Origin of the sequence: endosymbiont of Galathealinum brachiosum, from assembly GCA_003349885.1 — a bacterium.
Lineage (GTDB): Bacteria > Pseudomonadota > Gammaproteobacteria > SZUA-229 > SZUA-229 > SZUA-229.
In genome coordinates, this window is sequence record QFXC01000002.1 from 105397 (window position 1) to 126722 (window position 21326).

Consider the following 21326-nt stretch of genomic DNA (forward strand, 5'->3'; position numbering starts at 1 on the left):
ATTAAGAAGCAATAAAGTATCTAGTAATTAAGTCTAAAAATCGTCAAAATCAGGATCAGGTCCATCATCTATTCCATCTCTATAAGGGTCTACAAATGCTTTCAACGACGAAATCAGGCAATCCCACTCATCAGACCACTGGCATAAATCTGGATCTTCGACAATAAGATCTGGTTTATAAATATTAGGGATGGTCTTCATACAGGCAAAACCTGCTGCTTTATTTCCTTTTTTATTAGGTAAGCCATCCTTCTTGCCAGCAAGAATTCGAGTAAATAAATCTACTACATATTGATCAATTTCTAGCGGGTCATAACTTCCTTTATAATCTCTACCCTGGCCAGGACAGGTAAATATTTCATGCTTATTCTCAATGCCACGTCCATCTGTAAAATCAATATATTTAACTGTGTTATTAATATATCCCTGATGATTACGCTTCGCACGAATTGTTGTCGAACTCCCCATTCTTTCGATATCAAGTATTCTCTGCGACAATCGATAAACAGAAGACGCACCTAAAACCACATCATACTTATTAATTGTTATATACAGATCCTGAGTTACATAACCATAAAGCACAGGTATCCATGATGAATGATCAGACGCTTTAATATCGGCCTGATGACAAATGATATTTTTAAAAATAAGCGGAAGAGCACCCTTATCAGCTATTGTTCGTTTTAGTAAATAGTTACCCATGCTATGAACAATCATTGTCATCTGCGATGATTTCACATGAGGGCGAAGATGAGTATTAATTAATTTCAGTGCAGCATAAAAATCAGTTGTTGAAGCTTCAGCATTAATTCGCGCCGGCTTATAGTTAGTATAATAATCATCAAGCATTTTTTTCAACTCACCCGCTGCAAAGCTAACTAAGCTGGGTCGGGCAGCGTAACCAATAGTTGATATAAGATATTGTTTAAGCTGTGCTTTAATATCTTTTTTATCGAATGACTTAATGGGATTAGGACGGGATGGCCATGAAAACAACACCACATTGACGCCATGAATTTTATTAAGCTTATGCGCTTTTTCAATTGTTTCACTCACATCCTGATGAAAGCCATGTAAAAAAACAACCCAGGGCTTAGCTAGCTCTTCTTCAGAAATAGAGTTAAATAAATCTTGCTCTTTACCTTTAGGGTAAAAATTGATTTTTTGATAATCACCTTCAGCTAAACCCGTGTAAATAGCATCCTTCTGGTTGCCAGGTTTACGAAGCTTTGTAAGTATCTGCTCGTGACTAAGTGTCACTACACCGGTTTTTGGCGTTTTCTTTAACGTTCTGTTGGTAATATAAACTAACATTGACTGAACCCCCAATATTCAAGACATTAATTTCACTGATCATATCAATCGAAGTAATTTGATCAGGACAAAAATATCAGAGAAGAATGGAGCTCAGTTTAAGAAACTGAGAAATAATATTTATTATCTTTAAGTCTCATTAGTAAAATTTATAACTAGTGGGACAGACTTCCATGACAAAACTCAAGACAATATGATATTACAATCATCTGTACCGTCCTTGAGCAGGAAGAGTAATCCCCTCTTTATAAAAAGTCCAGTTAAACATAAGCATTAACAATAAGAACATATCTTTTATTTTTTATTTCAAGGAAATGACTTAATAGTAAGAAGAAGACAAATTGGACTTCCCCTCTTGTTAATTAGTTGATTTTACGCCTCGTAAATCCTACTAAAGCTATTAAGCCTGACCAAATAACCATAGCGTAGTAGGAATAAAAACATTTCTCAAACCATCAGAATCGGGTATTGCACAGCCAATATCACTATCTATTACATTACCTTCAGGCAATAATTGATTGCAACTGATGGTATCACCTGCCTGTACCCCATCAGGTGTATTGTTAATAGCATTAAAAATGCCCTGATACATCCTAAACAGTTTTTAGCTCTATATCAGAAATATTCCGTATATATAAACCAGAAAAACCAGAATCAAATCTCAATTATTTCTAATATTAGAGATCTGACCTGGTTTTTCAGTTTTTCAAAATTAAATTATTTTACGACAGCTGATTACGAAGTTTTCTCAATAATTCATTTTTATTGTAGGGTTTAGTCAGCCTTTCATTATATAAATCCTGATCAAAATAATTTTCCTCTGATTTATTAATAAAACCACTCACTATCTGGATTTTTATTTTAGGGTACTTATCCTTTATTACCCAGGCCAACTCATAACCACTCATTTTTGGCATTATTACATCGGTTAACACCAGTTCTATTGATTCAGAATTAGAACTTAATATATTAAGCGCTTCATCAGCATTTAAAGCTGTAAACACTTTATAACCGACTGACTCAAGTATATTTGACGCCAGAATTAACAATGATTTCTCATCATCAACAATTAGAATAGTTTCATTCCCATTTAAACTATCTCCTTCTATAAAATCCGCAATTTCTTTTTTATCATTACCTGATTCTTTGTCACTACGCGGGAAATAGAGCGATATACGAGTACCAATTCCTGGTTCTGAATATACATGAATAGTTCCTTTAGACTGTTGCACAAAACCATACACCTGACTTAAACCAAGCCCCGTTCCACCTTGCCCTTTTGTTGTATAGAAAGGGTCAAATATTCTACCCTGCACATCATCAGACATGCCATGACCAGTATCACTTATGGTTAACATGACGTATTCACCCGGTTTTATATCAATTTGATTTTGATTTTGATTTTGAATATAAATATTTTGAGTTGTGATGGTCAACACCCCACCATCTGGCATGGCATGTTTAGAATTAATAGACATATTCAAAACAGCATCTTCAAGTAAGTTTTTATCAATACAAACAGGCCATATTTCATTAGCCAACTCGACCCTTAATTCAATTGCTACCGTCAGTGTTTTTTCCAACATTGATCGCTCGCCAAGAATCAGGTCATTAATATTGGCGACAACCACATCCTGACTACCACCTTTACGGGAAAAATTAAGCAATTTTGAAGTCAGATTTTTAGCCCTTTCAGCAGCCACATAAATCTCTGAAACATAATTATAAAACTTATCCTCTTTATCTATTCCAAGTTTCAACAATTCAGTATAACCAAGAATAACACCCAGCATATTATTGAAATCATGAGCTACACCACCTGTTAACTGCCCTAATGCATCCATTTTTTGTGAATGACGAATAATTTCATCTTTATCCAGTTGTGCAGTAATATCATCTATTCTTATTACAGCACCTATTGTTTCACCTTCACTTAAAGGATAGATAGTCAAATCATATGTTTTTTTATAACTTCCTTTTTTAAATTTAACTTTGCGTATTATATTTGGATCACCACCTAAAATTACAGCACTAATTTGATTATCATATTCTTTAAGCAATAACATTACATCATAGAGATTATGGTTAACCGCCTGCTCTTCAGTATGACCCGATAATTCCTGAGCCTGCTCATTCCAGATAATAATATTCTTATTAACATCAATACCAATCAATACAGAAGGCATTGAATCAACTGTATTTTGTAAATGACTCTTTAATAATTTTTTCTCTTTTTCAAGTGCCTCTGACATTTCATTAAATGACAAAGCTAAATAACCGATTTCATCCATCTCAGAAACTTCATTTCTAAGACCCGATTCACCTCTTCGTATACGTTTAGCAACATCAGCCATGCGTATGAGAGGCAATGTCAATTTCCCTGACAAAAATACTGCAGCAGCTATAATGAACAAAGAAAACACAAATGTTATAAAAAATGCGTATTTAACAAACGTATAAGTTGGCCCATAGATCTGACTTAAATCTTTTTTGGAAATTACCCCCCAGCCAGTTCTGGGTAAATAAGTATATGCTGCCAATACAGGAATATTTCGATAGTCATTACTTTCAATTACTCCCGTTTTACCATTAGCTGCATTCACAGCGGGTAAGGCAGTTATTTTTAATTTAAGAGATGACTCTGATGAATGCCTCAATTCATTCAAAGCAAGAGCGCTGCTATTAACAATTAATATTTCACCTGTAGCTCCCATTGCTGTGTTTTCTTTGATAATTTTAAACAACGAATAATCAAGCGATATCCTCGCAACAAGAACATAATTCATTTCTTTATCAATATCATTATTATATACAGGAATAGAAAAACTCATCGATGTCTTGTTTAGCGTGTCCGAATAATAAACATCTTTAATGTATTCTTTTTTAGTACGTATAACCTCAGAAAAATACAAATCATCAGACTTATTTTTATTTTCTTGATCAGAATCCGTTGATACAAATATACTGCCAGATCTTTTATCAATCATAAATATTTCTTCGTATGACTCATACTTATCACGATAAACCTTCAATATATTCCTTAAATCATTTTTAATATGAGAAGATGTATTTTTATTTTCAAATAAATATTGTTGCGTGACTGAAGACATAGCATAAACATCGCCTACTCTTTCAGTAAGCCATTGATTTATTTGTTGAACTTTTAAATCTCGAATCGCAACAAGATGCGACAAATTTTCAGCTTTTATAGCATTAAGATGTTGCAAGAAAAAAACTGTAGAAAATAAAATAACCGGTAAAATCCCAACAATAGACAGCCAAAACATTTGGCGAGAACGTATTGATTTAAATTTAAACATTGAAAACATTCTTATTATTTTATTCCTTCAACCACTTCATTAGAAAAAAAACTATCAGTATCAACTCTATTATTTATTAACCCTCTATCAAGCATAAAATCTATAATCACCTGAGAGTACTTATAGATATTACTCTTACTTTCAGGCTTGAATATTTTTTTGTTTTGTTGCAAACCTGGAGCAATCAACTGAGTCAAACCTCTTTTATACTCCTCAACAGTAATGTTTTTTTCAGCAGCAACAATTTTTGCCGCGTCATCAACATCTAACTCAACCGCATCAAACCAGGCTTTAGCAATATTAATGACATCTTTTTTATTTTTATTATAAAAACCCTCTTCAAATACAAGCACGTCAATTATTTCATAAGGAATATCTTTAGAACTAAACAAAAGATTTGCCTTATTGTGATTAATTAATGTTGTTGCATCAGGGTTATAACATACCAAAGCATCAATTTTTTTATTACTAAAAGCGGATATCCAGTCTTCACCCTTAACTTGAACCAGTTCTATATCTGATGATTTGATCAGGTTATTCCGTAACGCTCGATGCAGCAAAAACTCACCGACTAAGGTTCCTTCAAAGCCAATACGTTTACCTTTAATTTGATCGATTCTTTCGATTGACTCCTGCCCAATAATCATGTCTCCCCCCATAGAAAAGTCGACCACCAATACCGCTTTAAGAGGATATCCAGATTGATGCAGGTTAACCGCCTCATCTAATGTAAAGCCAGCCCCCTGTAATCGACCTTCTCGCATGGCCTGCATTTCATCTTCAGCCGATTTAAATCGATCAACTTTCACATTTACGCCATGCTTGAGAAAAAAGCCCTTGTGTTCAGCAATACGTAAAGGATCATATCCGGTCCAGTCATTGAGGCCGATATGTATAGTGCCATTACCAGGGGATAAAAGAAGATAGGAAATAAACAGCGATGCGACTACAACAATCCAAAAAAGAGAAGTAAATATGGATTTAGAATTGTTTTGGATCATTTAACACTCCGTCGCATAGTATTAAATAATAACTTAATAAATATAACAATTCCAATATAAGTTAATACCTCCTTGTGTGGGTCTTAGAGGATTAGGGTTAATTACAACGTTCTGAATAGTCACATTCGTCGTTATCCAGTATTAATCAGGGACAAAGACGCCTAGAACATTAGAAACAATCGATATATGGCGCGGTTTTTCGTCGATTTATTGGGTCTGTTGTGATTAGCAAATTATTTAGCAGCATCTCCCATTATTGTCTTAAATAGTTGCTTCATAGTATTAAATAAAATAAAAAGAAGTCGGCAACAAAAAGTTACTAATTACCTTATGTCACCTCCCCCCTTTATATTTAACGCTAAGTTGCTTTATTTCCCATGCACTCTGAAATCAAGTGGTATCTTAACTGTCCATGCACCTCGGACATCACCTTTTTTGTATCCCATAGACAGATCATGTGGATATTCTGTCTGAACTGCATCTGCAACTCCGGGGCCTAATTGATCATATGTACCATGGCATTTCAGGCAAGGCAGGAATGGTGCCTCGCTTGGCATACCTGGCATGGTGATGGAACGCATATAACGGAAATAACTATTAGTATCGTTACCCTTTCCTTCTGTCACCATAGCGTAGGACTCGAACTCTTTAGTTGGCAAAATAGTGCCATCTGGTTTGGGGATATCAAACTGGGTTCGTGTATCGCCATCAGCAGCCATTTCTACAAACTGTTTCAACTGTTTCAATTCCCATTCATCTGGAATGTTTCGTGAATTACGAGTGCGTTCAGTAACACGCCTTACCAGATAACCTGTTGAACGGGAAAAGTTCGAGGCAATTTCGGGACCTAACTCCGGGCAACGTGGAAACACTTCCGCAAATATATTCGGATTATTGATGCTGCCATCTGGGTTCATCATTCCCGTGCCCTTCATTGCCATAATGAAACTTTTAAACAACGATTTAAAATAATCACTGGCGGTACTACGTGCATCAGCAAGTAGTTCTGCCTCGGTTGGAGGTGTTGCAGAGCAACTGGCAACTTCAGGACAGAAAGCACAGGCACCTTCTGTTTGATATGTCGTTTGCTCCCATGTGGGTGAAATATCACCGTAGTGACATCCGGAACAGTCTGCAATAACCTCATAACCACATGCGTTATTTACATCAGCAAGCGCTTTACTTTGAGCAACAACACTCGTGGGTAGTGCGAAGCTGAAAGCCAGACTAAAGATAAGTAATGCTATTTTTTTCATTTTTTCCTCCAGGCCTTTTGGGTTGTTCTGGTAGTTAATTTTTATATTGCTACAGGTACATTTTTAATACGGCTGGAAAAATAGCGTTAGTCATTTGTTCGTTCATTTTCGTTCATTTAATTACATAAGAATTTCTTAATTGATCTTGATCAAAATGATTTAAATGCTAAGATTAAGTAACTGGATTTTAATTTTTGAAATAAACTTTGAATTCAATACGTTATACCTATATTAGATTTTATCAATTTAATGAAGTTGATATAGATTAGTTTCTTACTGTAAATAACTTCCAGGATATATAAACACCTTTTTTCTTCACTGCATTACTGCTTAACCGTATCACTAACTCGTTTGATCATATTTAGAAATAGTGTTGTGCCATTTATTTTCCAGCTCAATCATCATAACTAAGCTGAAAAATCAGATAAACAGGCTTATAGTGCTTTAAATTAATCACTATTCTACTAACATTAATATAAAGACAAATTTTATTGCAGATAAATCGGAGCTGTTATGACTTTCTTACATAACTACTGGAAGGATGCAAACATAAAATCTAAAATCATTATTCCAGTAATGATATCTCTTTCTATAATAAGTATTGTTACTGGTATCAGCCTGTACAATTCAGAAAAGTCAGGCCTGATAAATGAACTTAATTATCAGGGAGACAATATCGCCTCATCACTATCTGCTTATGCTATCAGACCTGTTTCCACAGCTGATCACGATTTATTAACCCGTTATGCCAATAAACTGATAGCCGATAAGAAAATTATTAATCACGTATCATTTTACAAAAACAACACGCCTTTTCTAACAATAAATAGTGGTTCAATAAGAGAGAAGCTACGACCTGAAACATTAAAATATTTTAAATCTCCGATCTACTCCCCTGACAATAAAACGGAAGTCGGCTTTGTAAGAATTAGCCTGTCCACAGAACAAATCGAAAACTATCTGGCCAGACGCGTTGTTGAAATAACCGCAATATCTGCATTAATAGTAATTATCTCTAGCGTTTTACTCTCATGGTTACTTGAAAAAGTCATTTCACGACCACTTGAAAAACTGACTCATAAAATTCAAATGATATCTCATGGTCGATTTGATAATCGTGTTTCCTCTGAGTCCATTGGGGAAATGGGGCACCTGTTTGAAAACATCAATGGATTAAGAATTAGACTTAAAAGATTACAAAGCAACCTGTTTAAATCTAACAGGGAAAGAAAATCTAAAAAACACCTGAATATAAAACCTAAAGGTCTTAAAGCATTAGTTATTGATGATGATAAACTCATCCTCATGCATGCTCAAAAACTTCTTGAAAAAAATAATATGGCCGTTATTTTAGCTGACCATGGAAAAAAGGCTCTTAGCATTCTTAAAAATGAACAGATAGATTTAATTCTACTCGATCTGATAATGCCTGAGATGTCTGGCTTTGATGTTTTAAATGAAATTAAAAGCAATAAAGATATTGAAAAAATACCCGTTATTGTTATTTCATCAATCTCAGATAAAGATTATATTGTAAAAGCCCTGAATAGTGGTGCTGCCGATTATGTAATTAAACCATTCAACAATCAGGAATTATTAGCCCGGGTTAAAACACACCTGAGAACATCCCTAAGAGAAATTGAACTTGAACATATTCTTGATGAACGACTAGATAGCCTGAAAAACATTTGATTTATTAAGCATTACCCATACATGCAGCGGGTTATTTTTTAATACAATAAATAATCAGAAAATTAATTGACACCAGTTTTCAATCTTTAATAAACCTTACCTTGTCGCTTTTCCTGTCATACACAAAACTTCCTGCTTCCAGTTTTTTACTCACTTTATATCTTTTATCCTGAATAAATATAATCACTCCAGGATAGGTGAATTTGTTGACACGAACATTACCAACATTTTTATCTTTTATTTCTTCAATTAATTTTAATTTTTTTTCTTCCAGTTTCTGTTTAGTATCGACCAGAGCTTTACGTGTTATCTGAAGTTTAAAAATAATATCCTTTGTTTCTTTGACTGGCATTATTCGATGACGTGTTTCAAGCTGATCAACTTTTTTCAGGTTTAATATATTTTTCTCTATATCATCATCAATGAGCCGAATTTTTCGCCTTTCTTCCTGGGCGACACCAATATGAACAACTGTTTTAACGAAACCATCTGATCCTAACTCAGAAACTTCCAGATGATTGTTAGCCGTAATTTCGCCTCCAGCAACCATACTGTGTTTGGGATTACCCACGCCGACTCTAATAGTGTCATTAGAAGCAACAGTACTATTGAGAATACTGCCAGTAACAGTGAGCACACCATTAACAAAAACTTTCGCGTTTTCTATAAAACCGACATTTATATTTGAAGGAGAATAAACTCGACTTTTAACGCCTCTAATACCTCCTTTAATAACAATATCACCTTCAGCTCGAATAGTGCTGTCTTCTACGTTATATTCGATAATGACACTATCATCACTTTCGATTATAAAGCCAGGTCGGATAGAACCTTTTACATGGACAGGTATATTGCTATTAATATTACCTTTTTCATAATCTACTTTATCGATAACTAACAAATCGATAACCTTTAGCGTGAAATTGCTCACGATTAATGCACCGTCCATGTCTGCAACCAAACGGCCTTTTTCGTCTATGTGCAATCCTTGCAGTTTTAATTTTATTTCTCTGGGTTTCTTTACTTTTATTGCAACACCACGTACTGTTTTTCCTTCAACACCTGGTTTAGCTTTCAGTAAGTATCCTGCCCTGTCACCTTCACTCACATTCCAGGGATAACCTTGCTCATGATAATCAATGTAACCGCCATGAATCTCGGCACCAATAGTATTTTTATCAAGACTGATAATGAGTTTGGCATCCTTACAGGGTTCAGACTCCAGACCATTAGCCACTACCACATCTGATACACAGCTTACAGGGTGTTGCCCTGTAATATTTAGCGCTTTACTGAGAGCTGTCTGAATACTTACCTCATCGAAGCCAAAACTAACTTTATTTCGATTTAGCTCTTCAATAATATTTTCAGTAGTAATTTCTACATCATTAACAGTTTTCGCATAAATATCCATACACGCCTGCATATTTCCTTCTGCAATATTTACACTGCTTGATAGTGATATTTTTTCTATACGCTCTGTATGCTCGTAATCAATTACCCCAAGATTGGTTGCAATATAATCAACGTCTTTTTGATTCTTGGTGATTTTTATACCTGCACCTGTCTGAATTTTTACTTTTTTTCCAGGCGATACTTTAATTACTTTTCCGTAGACGTTTTTTCCCGGAGTACCGTTGATGGCTTCCCTGTAAGTAGCAACTACATCATCGGGTAACACGACAGCACAATTATGATTTAGATATTTTTCTGGAATATTCAAGGTAAAAATAGCATCTTGACTCTCCACTGGTGGTTTACCTTGAACAATACAGGCCTGTTCATCCGAAAGAGTATTACCGGGTGCTTCTATAATAGCTTCAATGTTTTCTTTATTAACAGGGGCTGATATTTTTTTTGATTTGAGTCTGGCAGCAATCATCTCGATACTTAACGCATCTCCACCATCACTGGCCGGTGTTATATCTCTTATGTATACCGACAACTGATCATCGGACACCTGCAGCTTAAAACCGGCTGAGGCGGGCTCAGGATTTTTTTCTTCAGCTGAATGCTCTTTATCAGTACGCAGATGATTATCAGGTTCTATCTTTTCTGTATTTGGTTTATCTGTCATCATTAAACTCTCATAGTTAACAATGAACTAAAGGTTTCTGTTTGATTACCAGATGAAATAATAAATCTGGTGCTAATACTTATCTTATAGCAGAAAAATAGCATCAACTTATTAACCCTTGTACTGCTGTTTTTTCTAATATTAGAGTCGATTTAGATCTGGCCCCATATATTGCATATATTGCCATGCTGACACGAGGTTTTTAGACTGGAAACTCACGAGCTGAAGAAACAAAAAACACCCCGTAACTCATTGATTTTGAAGACACTGCCAGGATTTAAATCAAACCATTCTACCAAGTGATTGATAGTATTATCTAATATCGAGTTCGAATAATATGTATACCACCCAATAATGCCCCATGTCCCAATTGCTATTGACGTGGGATTCGAATTAATATTTCAGACTGTTTCTTTTCACTATTTTTATTTTAGCTGGTTTAATGCTTTAAGATTTCATACAAGACGATATTTGTCTTACAAATAATTATGTACAACTATGAAACCCTAATTAAGTTTTAGTGTTTTTTTCATATAAAGATAAAAAACAACAGGTAACAGGAACATAGAAACCAGTGGCGCAGTAATCATCCCCCCTACCATCGGAACAGCAATAGGTCGCATGACTTCAAGCCCACTGCCCTCACCTAATAACACAGGTAATAAACCGCCAATAATAACAGCAACTGTCATGGTTTTAGGGCGCACTCTTTTTAAAGCACCTTCTAATACTGCCGATTTTAATTGTTCCTTTGATTCTGGTTTATGTTGACTGATCGCCTGTTTTAAATAAATAAGCATGACAATACCAAACTCTGTTGCAACACCCGATAACGCAATAAAACCAACCACAACCGCTACTGACAGGTTAATTTGATATGCATACAACAACCAGGCGCCACCAACAAGTGCAAAAGGCACGCTTAACATGACAATTAAAGATTCCGTAATATTTTTAAAACTCAAGTACAATAGAATAAAAATAATAATGAGTGTTAATGGAATAATATAAATTAATTTTTCTTTAACTCGTTCGTAATATTCAAATTTACCAGCCCAGGACAGGCTGTATCCTGGTGGCAATATAACTTCTTTGGATATCACAGACTTTAATTCATCAACATAAGCACCAAGATCCTGATTTATAATGTCGATATAGACATTAACGCTTAAGCGACCATTCTCGCTTTTTATCATTGCCGGACCATCTGAATACTTAATAGCTGCAAATTCACTTAAAGGTAATAAATCACCATGCTTTGTAACAATAGGCAGATCATTTAATTTTGATATTGAGTTTCGAATATCATAGGGGTAGCGGATGTTAATCGGGTAACGTTCTCTGCCTTCAACCGTTTCTGTAATATTCACACCACCAACTGCTGTTGAAATAATTTTCTGCAAATCACCCACATTAAATAATTGCTGGCCGGCATTAAATCGATCAATTGTAATATCGATATATCGTCCATTTGAAATACGTTCAGCAATAACCGAAGTGGTGCCATTAACGGATTTAGCTAATGTTTCAATTTGCTGTGCAATTTCTTCAACATTTTTTAATTCTGAACCCGTCACTCTAATACCTACAGGAGTTTTAACACCTGTTGCCAACATATCAATTCTGGCTTCAATAGGCATTAACCATGCGTTAACCAGCCCGGGAACTTTGACTCTGGCATCCAGTTCTGCTTTTATTTTTTTAATGGTCATGCCATCACGCCACTCTTCTCTGGGCTTAAGTTGAATCGTTGTCTCTAACATATTCAACGGCGCCGGATCTGTTGCTGTTTCGGCACGTCCTATTTTTCCAAATACCTGCTTTACCTCTGGAACTGTCAAAATTAATCTATCTGTTTGTTGTAATAATTCACGACCTTTACCTATCGATATACCAGGTAAGGTAGTCGGCATATATAACAGGTCACCTTCATCTAACTCCGGCATAAATTCTGAACCCGTATTTGATAATGGCCATAACGTTGTTAACAACAGAACACATGCGAAAAAAATAACATTTTGCGGTGAATTTAATGCTCGATTTATATTAGGTCGATAGGCATCCGTGAATAAACGATTGACCGGATTCGCATGCTCATCTTTAATTCTTCCATGAATAAAATAGACTGCTAAAACCGGAACCAGTGTAATTGAGAGTCCTGCGGCGGCTGCCATTGCATAGGTTTTGGTAAAAGCCAACGGGCTAAACATTCGGCCTTCCTGTGCTTCCAGGGCAAACACTGGCAGAAAACTCAGGGTAATAATAATAAGTGAATAAAATAATGGAGGACCGACTTCGACACAGGCGTTGGTAATGATTTTCACCCTGTTTTCTATCGTGGTGGATTTAGTTTTATTAAGTTCCAGATGCTTATGAATATTCTCGATCATAACAATAGAGGCATCCAGCATTGCACCTATGGCAATAGCAATACCCCCCAGTGACATGATATTTGCATTGATGCCCTGGTACTTCATAAGTATAAAGGCTGACAGAATACCTACTGGCAAACTGATGGCTATAACCAGTGAAGAGCGAACGTGCATTAAAAATAAAACACAAACCAGAATAACAACAATGATTTCTTCAATTAATTTACTGCTTAAGGATTCTATTGATCGTTGAATCAAGTCTGCCCTGTTATAGGTTTCAATAAGCTCAACCCCTTCAGGCAGGGCCAACTTTAACTCTTCAATTCGTTTCTCTACAAGCCGAATAGTATCAAGTGCATTTTCTTCCCATCGCATTATCACGATACCACCAACAACCTCTCCCTTACCATCAAGCTCTGCAACACCTCGCCTTGGTGCTGGCCCTTCTCTTATTTGAGCAATATCACGTAAAAAAACCGCTTCACCAACTGCATTAACACCCAACGGTCCTACATTTCCAATATCTTCTTTACTGGATAAATAACCATGAACACGAATCATGTACTCCGCTTCAGAAACCTCGATCACCGATGCACCTGATTCCTGATTACCTTTTTTAAGTGCGCTGATCACTGATGAAAGTGTCACCAGTTCACGATGAAGTACGTTAGGATCAATAATAACCTGATACTGTTTGACCATACCTCCCAGTGAAGCAATTTCTGCAACACCCGGAACAGATTCAAGTTCAAATTTTAAAAACCAGTCCTGTATAGAACGAAGTTCACCTAAATCATGCTGCCCCGTTTTATCAATTAATGCATATTCATAAACCCAGCCGACACCACTCGCGTCTGGCCCTAATGATGTTTTAGCTCCATCCGGCAACGTTTTTTCTACTTCATTCAGATATTCTGAAACCCGTGATCTTGCCCAGTAAGGATCAACGTCTTCATCAAATAAAACATAAACATAGGAGTCACCAAAAAACGAATAACCCCGAACAGTCGTCGCACCGGGCACAGTTAACATGGTTGAGGTTATCGGATAGGTAACCTGATCTTCAATAATCTGTGGTGCCTGCCCGGGATAACTGGTTTTAATAATAACCTGAGTATCAGATAAATCAGGTACCGCATCGAGTGGAATACTACTCAGGGATCGAACGCCCCAGACTGCAATGATTAAACTCATTAATAAAATGAGCGGCCTGTTTTCAATCGACCATCGAATAATTGATCTGATCAATTCTCAGATCCCATTTCAACTTCTGTAACAGGTGAACTAATGCGTGCAACCTCAGCCCTGAGCTCGCTTTCCGAATCCAGTAAAAATTGCCCTGACACCACAACCTTCATGCCATCCTGTAGTCCAGAGATAATTTCCACATGCTCATCATTATCTAGCCCGGTGACAACATCAACCGGCTGAAAGCGGCCACCACTTTTTGCTACTACCACAACATTTTTAGAGCCGGTTCGAATAACCGATGATGATGGCACGAGTAAAACGTTATTCTTTGACTGTGTGTATACGGTCATTTCTGTCTGCATACCCAATCTTAAATCGAGCTTACTGTTATCTTTAAAATCAGCAATGACTTTAACAGCAGTAGTACTACTGTGCCCAAGATCATCTACCTTTCTTACTTCACCTTGCCAGCTGAGCCCCGGAAATCGTCGTATAGACATAGAAATTTTTTGCCCAACCTTAAGCCATATCCATTGAGTTTCAAACACTTTGGCATAGGCTGAAATAGAATACAGTGGTTTTAAAGTGCCAATCACTGCACCCGATTTTATTTTCTGTTTAAGTTTTACATTTAATTTTGTTAATAAACCTGTATCCGAATAACGTAAATGATAAAGATTAGATGGCTGTTTGGTTTTTATTAATAATTTAATCTCGTCAAAGGTATAACCTAATATACTTAACCTGCGCTTTAATATGCGCATATTCTTTACATCGTTTTTATTTACGACTTTTAGGTACTGTTTCTGAAGCTGGAGTATTTCATCTGACTCAAGTGACACAATCACTTCATTTTTATAAAACTTGTTTTCTTCATCTGAATGATTAATAAATCGGACAACACCCGATACCGGCGATACCAGTAAAACATCATCTCGTTTTTTAACTTTATTAATGTAACCATAAAGTCGGATATTCTTATGAATATTATCTCGAACAACATCGGCTGTTTTGATTCCAAAATTATTGATAACGGATGAGTCGACACGTATTTCTGGGTGCAACTTATCGTTATCACTTAATGTGGATAGATTTTCTATCTGTTTACTTACTAATGACATACCACAAATTGGACAATCACCATTATGTTTCTGATGGATATGTGGGTGCATGGGACAGGTATAATATTCTGTTTTGGCTTCTGTTTTAATATCGGCCAATACTTCAGCTTCAATATTATTCACTTCATTTGGCGACAATAGAGGGGCCGCAACCATACCTAAAACAAACGCAAATATGACGGTAACTAAAATTAAAATAACGGACTTTTTCATAAACTTAACTATAGGATAAACTACTTTTTATCTCTAGGTAATAAAACGCCTTAACAGCAAAAAGCCGGCAATATTGCCGGCTTTTTGCTCTAACTATGGCTGTATAACTAAATACTACAAGCTGCCACAGACAGAACCTGAGAATGAGCTCAGAATACCGTTAGTGTCTACAATCCCTGTAACACAGAAGGTAAGCCTTCTAACTTTAGCCGACTGTGTAGTACCTACAGATGTCTGGCCATTCGCATTCGTAGCAGAGCTGGCAGAAATAATTTCATTAATATCTCCACTGAACTCACCGCTAACTACAGCGCCTTGCACCGGGTTACCTAAATCATCGACAACAACGATATCGGCAACACCTGTCTTCTTACCTTTACCTGCATTAGCAGTGCTTACAACAATTGATCCAACTTCTACACTAACCGGGTCTCCACCACCGCCAACTGCATCCGTTGTTGCACTGGTTACATTTGAATACCCAGAATTACCCGCTGCATTTGAAGCATTAACCTGGTAGAAGTATTCAGTTGATTCAGAAAGCCCTGTATCAGAGTAGCCGGTGCTATCCGCACTAAGCACAGCGATAACAGAGAAATTTATACCATCAGAAGATTGCTCTACCTGGTATGCATCTTCATCCGTCGCGTTATCAGCCCAGCTTAGATTAATCTGGCTGCTTGAAACCGCATTGGCCGCTAACCCGGAAGGATCAGCCGGTACTGTTGGTGCCGGCCCACCGTCAAGCTCGTACTTCTCCATGAAGCCCGCACCCGTTGGGTAAGTTGGCGCCGGGATAGTACCAGGCGCAGGTTGAACCAGCATATAACCCATTGCACCCTGATCTTCGTGATCTAGAAGATGACAGTGGAAAACAGTCTTACCATCAAATACGGTTGAAGTTTGTGGGTTCAGGTCAAACCTGACATTACAGGAAGCAGCTATCGTATCGTAATATTCACCTGCTTCATACGCACCACAATCTGTTTGAGCCTGGAAATGAAAAACATGTAAATGGAATGGGTGGTTAGTCGCACCTTTCACATTCCATTCCTGTACACCATCGGCCTGGGTAATAAATGTAGGCTCGTTAATATCAAACTTACTGCCATTGATTGTTCGAGCACCCATATTTACTGTTTCAAAATTAGTAACAGGCTCATTTCTTAAGTCTCTAAGATAACTCGGTCTAAATGAAGCCCACTGAGAGCTTCCATCCGCTGCATATGGATGTGCAGCATTATTAGTAGGAAGACTGGAATCCGCATAGATGTTTGCAACCACTGTATTACCAACAGTCAGTGTCGAGTCAGCACTACAACGCACAGCAATATCAGCTCGTGAACCACCAGTTAGCGATAAAGTGTTAGTCGTTAAGTCTTTTGGCACCATGGTTCTCCATACACCATCACGCGCCAATAACGCCACTTCACACTGATCACCAACAACAACATCTTTAGCTTTAACATCTGCCGCGGCAACCAGCATACGCCAGTGCTGCCAGGTATTAGCCGGCATACAGATATTACCATCAACGGTACCATTAACATTCCAGCCAGGATTTAGTGTTCCTGAAACCAGCATATCGCCACCTGTTCCAGCCACACTTGGATCAAGGTACGCCATGGTTAACAGTCTTTCTTCCATTGCTGCAACATTAGCAGGGATGCCATCATTGGCATCATCAATAACCAACATACCAAAAGCACCACTTGATATTTGCAGGTAAGTAGAACCATGGTGATGCGCGTGAAGCCAGAAAGTACCACCCATATGATCACTAGTGATATCAAAAACATAATCACCACCGGTACGGCCTTCAAAGATACGCGTAACATCATCACCCGGTGTATCACCCGTTGTATGTAAACCATGAGTATGTAAATTGGTTACATTAGGATCTTTAAATACATTATGATCTGAGCTGAGAGGCTGATACGCTAAGCGGTTTTCAAATTTCAGCACATACTTTTTATCTGGCGCCATTGTGATGGTCGGGCCGGGTACACTTGGTGCACTTCCTGCCTGAGCATAAGCACGTGTAGTAAGGGTTTCGCCATTATTTAGAGTTATAGTGACTTCGTCCATAATCAATGTACCACTATAATAATCCCCTGCACTGTCATAGGACCATTGAAATTGTGGTGCATCAGTTACAACGTCAGTTGATGGACAACTTGTTGCATTAGCAAAGACAGGTATTGCCAACGCCAGGTAAAGAATTCCGGATAGTATTTTTTTCATTTTTATTTCCCATTATCACAACATTTCACGCCAGACTCTAACATCACAATTAGATAGAAAAAGTAAGGTAAACACCCCATTTTTATCTAAGAATTTTGCCTCAGATGTCCGATATGTAATCGACATGGACTTTGACTGCGCATTTAACTGGCTGCCAGATTGTAATAAAGCAAAAACCAACCAATGAGAAAAACACTTAAAAATCAAAACCTTGATTACTTTAAATGCATTCACATTAGTATTTATCAGTTTTTGGCTAAATCATTAGCTCATGACAATTGTCACTTACATTACATTATTTGCAATCTGTCTTATATGACTTTAGATACATAAAAATATTCATATAGATTAGTGCCAGAGCACTATCCTCTCTAATATTGGAAATAATTGAACAATTGTCACACCGGCCTCATTAATTAGTCATCTAACTTCTCATCCGCTAATTCTGCAACACCAGTGAATGTGAAGGTGACTGTTCTAAAGGTTACCGGCATATTACTTAATGTAGGAGAACCTTGAGTTAGAACGGCTGACCATGACATTGAGTAACCACCTGTGCCTGGATCGTATGTTCCTTCAGCAATTCCACCTAAGTTTTGAACCATTGGCCCATGCTTTGCAAAAAAGCCACTCATATCTACCGTAATCGTATTCTTTTTTAAGTTAACCTTACCTGATGGTGCTGGGCCACCTACAAACATACCACTCTTATTAGTAGATGAGGTATACAGTGTTTGAATCGCCATCATCGGACCTAATGGAGTCATCGTAATGGCATCTGTGTACGTACCTAAGAATAAAGGGGTCGGTGACAAACGAGAACGCTAATAATTCTCAGTTGTCACCGACCCCTTTAATTCTTTTACAGGACATTCAGACCAGCTGAATTGCCATCTTATAAAAAACTACATATTGAATGGGTGCAACAGTAGTAAATTAGTGCCAGAGCACAATATTCTCTAATATTAGAAACAATTGTGCTCTGACCCTAATTATTGTGAAACAGAATAATTACTAATCCATACTTGCTTAGGTATAGGTGACAATTATGTTTCAAAAACTATCAGTAACAATACCAAAAGCATCTCTGCCCTGCCCTAAAGCTTTGAATACGACTTTTAGATGTTTCTTATTAATTCTCTTTTGAAGACATACTTGCTCAACTTTGTTAATCACACTCACAAATGCTTCTCTCCACACTTTATTGTGTTCTTCTACATCTTTAGTCTGGAAAGAATTTTTATTTTTAATAAAGAAATAAAGAAGAAATAAAGGGATAAATAATAAAGGGGTGGTAATAAAGGCGGTGATAAAAAGAATAAAGGGGTCGGTGACAAACGAGAACGCTAATAATTCTCAGTTGTCACCGACCCCTTTAATTCCTCAGTTGTCACCGACCCCTTTAATTCCTCAGTTGTCACCGACCCCTTTAATTACTTTAATTAGATACGCTTACTTTGTCAGTACACCCTAACCCATGATTTTAATGTGTGATAAAACTGAGAAATAAATAAGTAGCAAGAATCACTGCAACCCACATAACCATACTTCCAACGGGATAAGTGCGGGAAAGTAAACGACTGGCTCCACCGTTTATTTGAGAAATAAAAGTCAGGCTATGATTCAGTCTTACAAGAAACGCATGACGTAATGCGCAGTCTGTCTTCCATATAACGGAGAAAATATTTTGTAATGCGACTGGAAAAGCCCGGCGATAGATCCAGTCAAAATCTAAATTAGTGGAACGTAATTCAGGGGGATACATTCCTCTGAGGTTAAGCCAAACAAAGGCCAGTGCGGAGAAGAACAACAACTGAGTCTGTGCTAATACATGAGTAGCATCATAAGGATTGTAACCCGTGTCGTAAGGCAATAACGAGTACAATGCCGCAGGATAAAAGCCAATGGCAATACAAAGTACGGCTGCAATAAACATCGCCAATAACATATTGTTGGGTGGGTCACTGGCACGAATACCTGAGTCATGTGCAAAGAAAGCAAAGTACGGAATTTTAATACCCGCATGATGGAACACACCGGCAGAAGCAAATAACAGCATTAACCAGATCCAGTCATAACCTTCTTGTAGAGCTGCAGACATCACCATCGATTTACTGACGAAACCACTGAACAATGGGAATGCTGAAATAGAGGCGGCGCCGACAATACATAACACCGTAGTCTTCGGCATGGTTTTATAGAGCCCCCCTAAATCCGAGCCATTGATACGACCTGTCATATGCAGCACTGCACCCATACTCATAAACAACAGGCCTTTAAAGATCACATCATTAAACGCATGTGAAACCGCACCGTTGATGGCGAGCGCGGTGCCAATACCAATACCAACGACCATAAAGCCTACTTGATTGATGAGGCTGTAGGCCAGTACTCGGCGCAGATCATTTTCAATCACTGCAAAAAAGATGGGGAAGCAGGTCATTGCTGCGCCAATATAAACCAGTAATTCTGTACCAGGGTATCCACGGGCTAATGCATAAACGGCTACTTTGGTGGTAAACGCGCTGAGAAAAACCGTGCCCGTGACGGTGGCTTCTGGGTACGCATCTGTCAGCCAGTTGTGTGCCATAGGAAAAGCGCATTTAATGCCAAATGCGATAAAGATTAACCAACCTGCAATGCCTTCAAGGCCGATATGACCAAATTCTAACGTGCCATGTTCAGCTGCATAAAATAATGTGCCTGCAAGAAGAATAACACCGGATAAAACCTGGATGATGAGGTAACGCATGCCAGCATCATAAGCGCTCTGAGTTCGTCGCGCCCAAATAAGAAACACTGAGGTAAATGCCAGCAATTCCCAGAACACAAATAAGGTTAGCAAATCGCCAGCAAAAACAGCACCCAGGCCACTACCCGCATACAACATAGCGGCCACTTGTTGCATGGTGTCACGCACGTGCAGAGAATAAATTATGCCGATAAATGCGGCTATGTGAAATACATAACCAAACATAAGGCTCAATTTATCAGCGCGGTATGTAATGAGCTGATAATCGAGGAAAGCGAACTGTAAATGAATACCCTCAGGCACCATCCAAAGATGAAGCCCACTGACTATGGGGATAGCAATCATAATTACATTGCGTAAAACACCACGAGTCAATGCAGCAATCAGTGCGCCAATAAAAAATGGTAGAAATGGGGGTATCTCAAGCATCCACATTTGAGTCACCTATTTCATTGTTATCTTTTTTATTCGTACTGGATTTTTTGTCCGCGTTAGTCTTTTCATCAATGACCGTTTTGCCTTCATTGCTATAGTAGTCTTCCGAGCGCATAAGAAATGTGCGCATCCATGAGGCAACCAGTACAAGGATGACGCAACCAACAAAACCATAAAGCGGATAAAACCCCCAAAGGTTTTCCCAGCTGTGCATGATGTGACGATGAATGACAAAGTCCAGCGCAAAAAGTACAACGCAGCACGCATAAAAAACATGCATTAAACGTTTTACATTTTTAGGGTTATCAAAAAAATATTTTTTCTCATTTTCCATGAGC

The 21326-nt window shown here is 37.6% G+C and carries 13 protein-coding genes; 1 reads left to right on the top strand and 12 read right to left on the bottom strand.

Annotated elements, in window-relative coordinates:
• Positions 1-33: 33 nt before the first annotated feature.
• The 5 genes from DIZ80_00565 to DIZ80_00585 form a co-directional block, all read right to left on the bottom strand.
• Positions 34-1314: a hypothetical protein gene (locus tag DIZ80_00565; protein RDH85999.1), complete on the bottom strand. Its 1281-nt coding sequence runs from the start codon at positions 1312-1314 to the stop codon at positions 34-36.
• A gap of 400 nt (positions 1315-1714) precedes the next feature.
• Positions 1715-1906 (bottom strand): hypothetical protein, encoded by a 192-nt coding sequence (locus DIZ80_00570; GenBank protein ID RDH86000.1) that lies wholly within the window; start codon positions 1904-1906, stop codon positions 1715-1717.
• A 130-nt stretch (positions 1907-2036) separates the two neighbouring features.
• On the bottom strand, positions 2037-4643 hold the full coding sequence (locus DIZ80_00575) for a hypothetical protein (GenBank protein RDH86001.1): 2607 nt from the start codon (positions 4641-4643) through the stop codon (positions 2037-2039).
• Positions 4644-4648: 5 nt separating this feature from the next.
• Complete coding sequence (locus tag DIZ80_00580; GenBank protein ID RDH86002.1) at positions 4649-5635, bottom strand: hypothetical protein; 987 nt, start codon at positions 5633-5635, stop codon at positions 4649-4651.
• 368 nt (positions 5636-6003) lie between these two features.
• Positions 6004-6891 carry a hypothetical protein gene (locus tag DIZ80_00585; GenBank protein RDH86003.1) on the bottom strand — a complete coding sequence of 296 codons (888 nt, stop codon included), beginning with the start codon at positions 6889-6891 and terminating at the stop codon, positions 6004-6006.
• Positions 6892-7404: 513 nt separating this feature from the next.
• On the opposite strand from DIZ80_00585, the gene DIZ80_00590 reads away from it, so the two are divergent.
• Entirely contained in the window at positions 7405-8583 is a 1179-nt protein-coding gene (locus DIZ80_00590; protein ID RDH86004.1) for a hypothetical protein, read from the top strand.
• Positions 8584-8662: 79 nt separating this feature from the next.
• On the opposite strand, the gene DIZ80_00595 is transcribed toward DIZ80_00590, so the two are convergent.
• The 7 genes from DIZ80_00595 to DIZ80_00625 all read right to left on the bottom strand — a co-directional run bounded on the left by DIZ80_00595 (position 8663) and on the right by DIZ80_00625 (position 21322).
• Positions 8663-10663, bottom strand: coding sequence for a hypothetical protein (locus tag DIZ80_00595; GenBank protein RDH86005.1), 2001 nt, complete (start codon positions 10661-10663; stop codon positions 8663-8665).
• 503 nt (positions 10664-11166) lie between these two features.
• Positions 11167-14280: a CusA/CzcA family heavy metal efflux RND transporter gene (locus tag DIZ80_00600; GenBank protein RDH86006.1), complete on the bottom strand. Its 3114-nt coding sequence runs from the start codon at positions 14278-14280 to the stop codon at positions 11167-11169.
• Positions 14277-15557, bottom strand: coding sequence for a hypothetical protein (locus DIZ80_00605; GenBank protein RDH86007.1), 1281 nt, complete (start codon positions 15555-15557; stop codon positions 14277-14279). The genes DIZ80_00600 and DIZ80_00605 overlap by 4 nt, the downstream gene beginning before the upstream one ends.
• Positions 15558-15671: 114 nt before the next feature.
• Positions 15672-17801 (bottom strand): hypothetical protein, encoded by a 2130-nt coding sequence (locus tag DIZ80_00610; GenBank protein ID RDH86008.1) that lies wholly within the window; start codon positions 17799-17801, stop codon positions 15672-15674.
• 416 nt (positions 17802-18217) lie between these two features.
• On the bottom strand, positions 18218-18568 hold the full coding sequence (locus DIZ80_00615) for a hypothetical protein (GenBank protein RDH86009.1): 351 nt from the start codon (positions 18566-18568) through the stop codon (positions 18218-18220).
• A gap of 716 nt (positions 18569-19284) precedes the next feature.
• On the bottom strand, positions 19285-20988 hold the full coding sequence (locus tag DIZ80_00620; GenBank protein ID RDH86010.1) for a Na(+)/H(+) antiporter subunit D: 1704 nt from the start codon (positions 20986-20988) through the stop codon (positions 19285-19287).
• Positions 20975-21322, bottom strand: a complete 348-nt coding sequence (locus DIZ80_00625) for a hypothetical protein (protein RDH86011.1) — start codon at positions 21320-21322, stop codon at positions 20975-20977. Before DIZ80_00625 ends, DIZ80_00620 begins: the two co-directional genes overlap by 14 nt.
• Positions 21323-21326 lie beyond the last annotated feature (4 nt).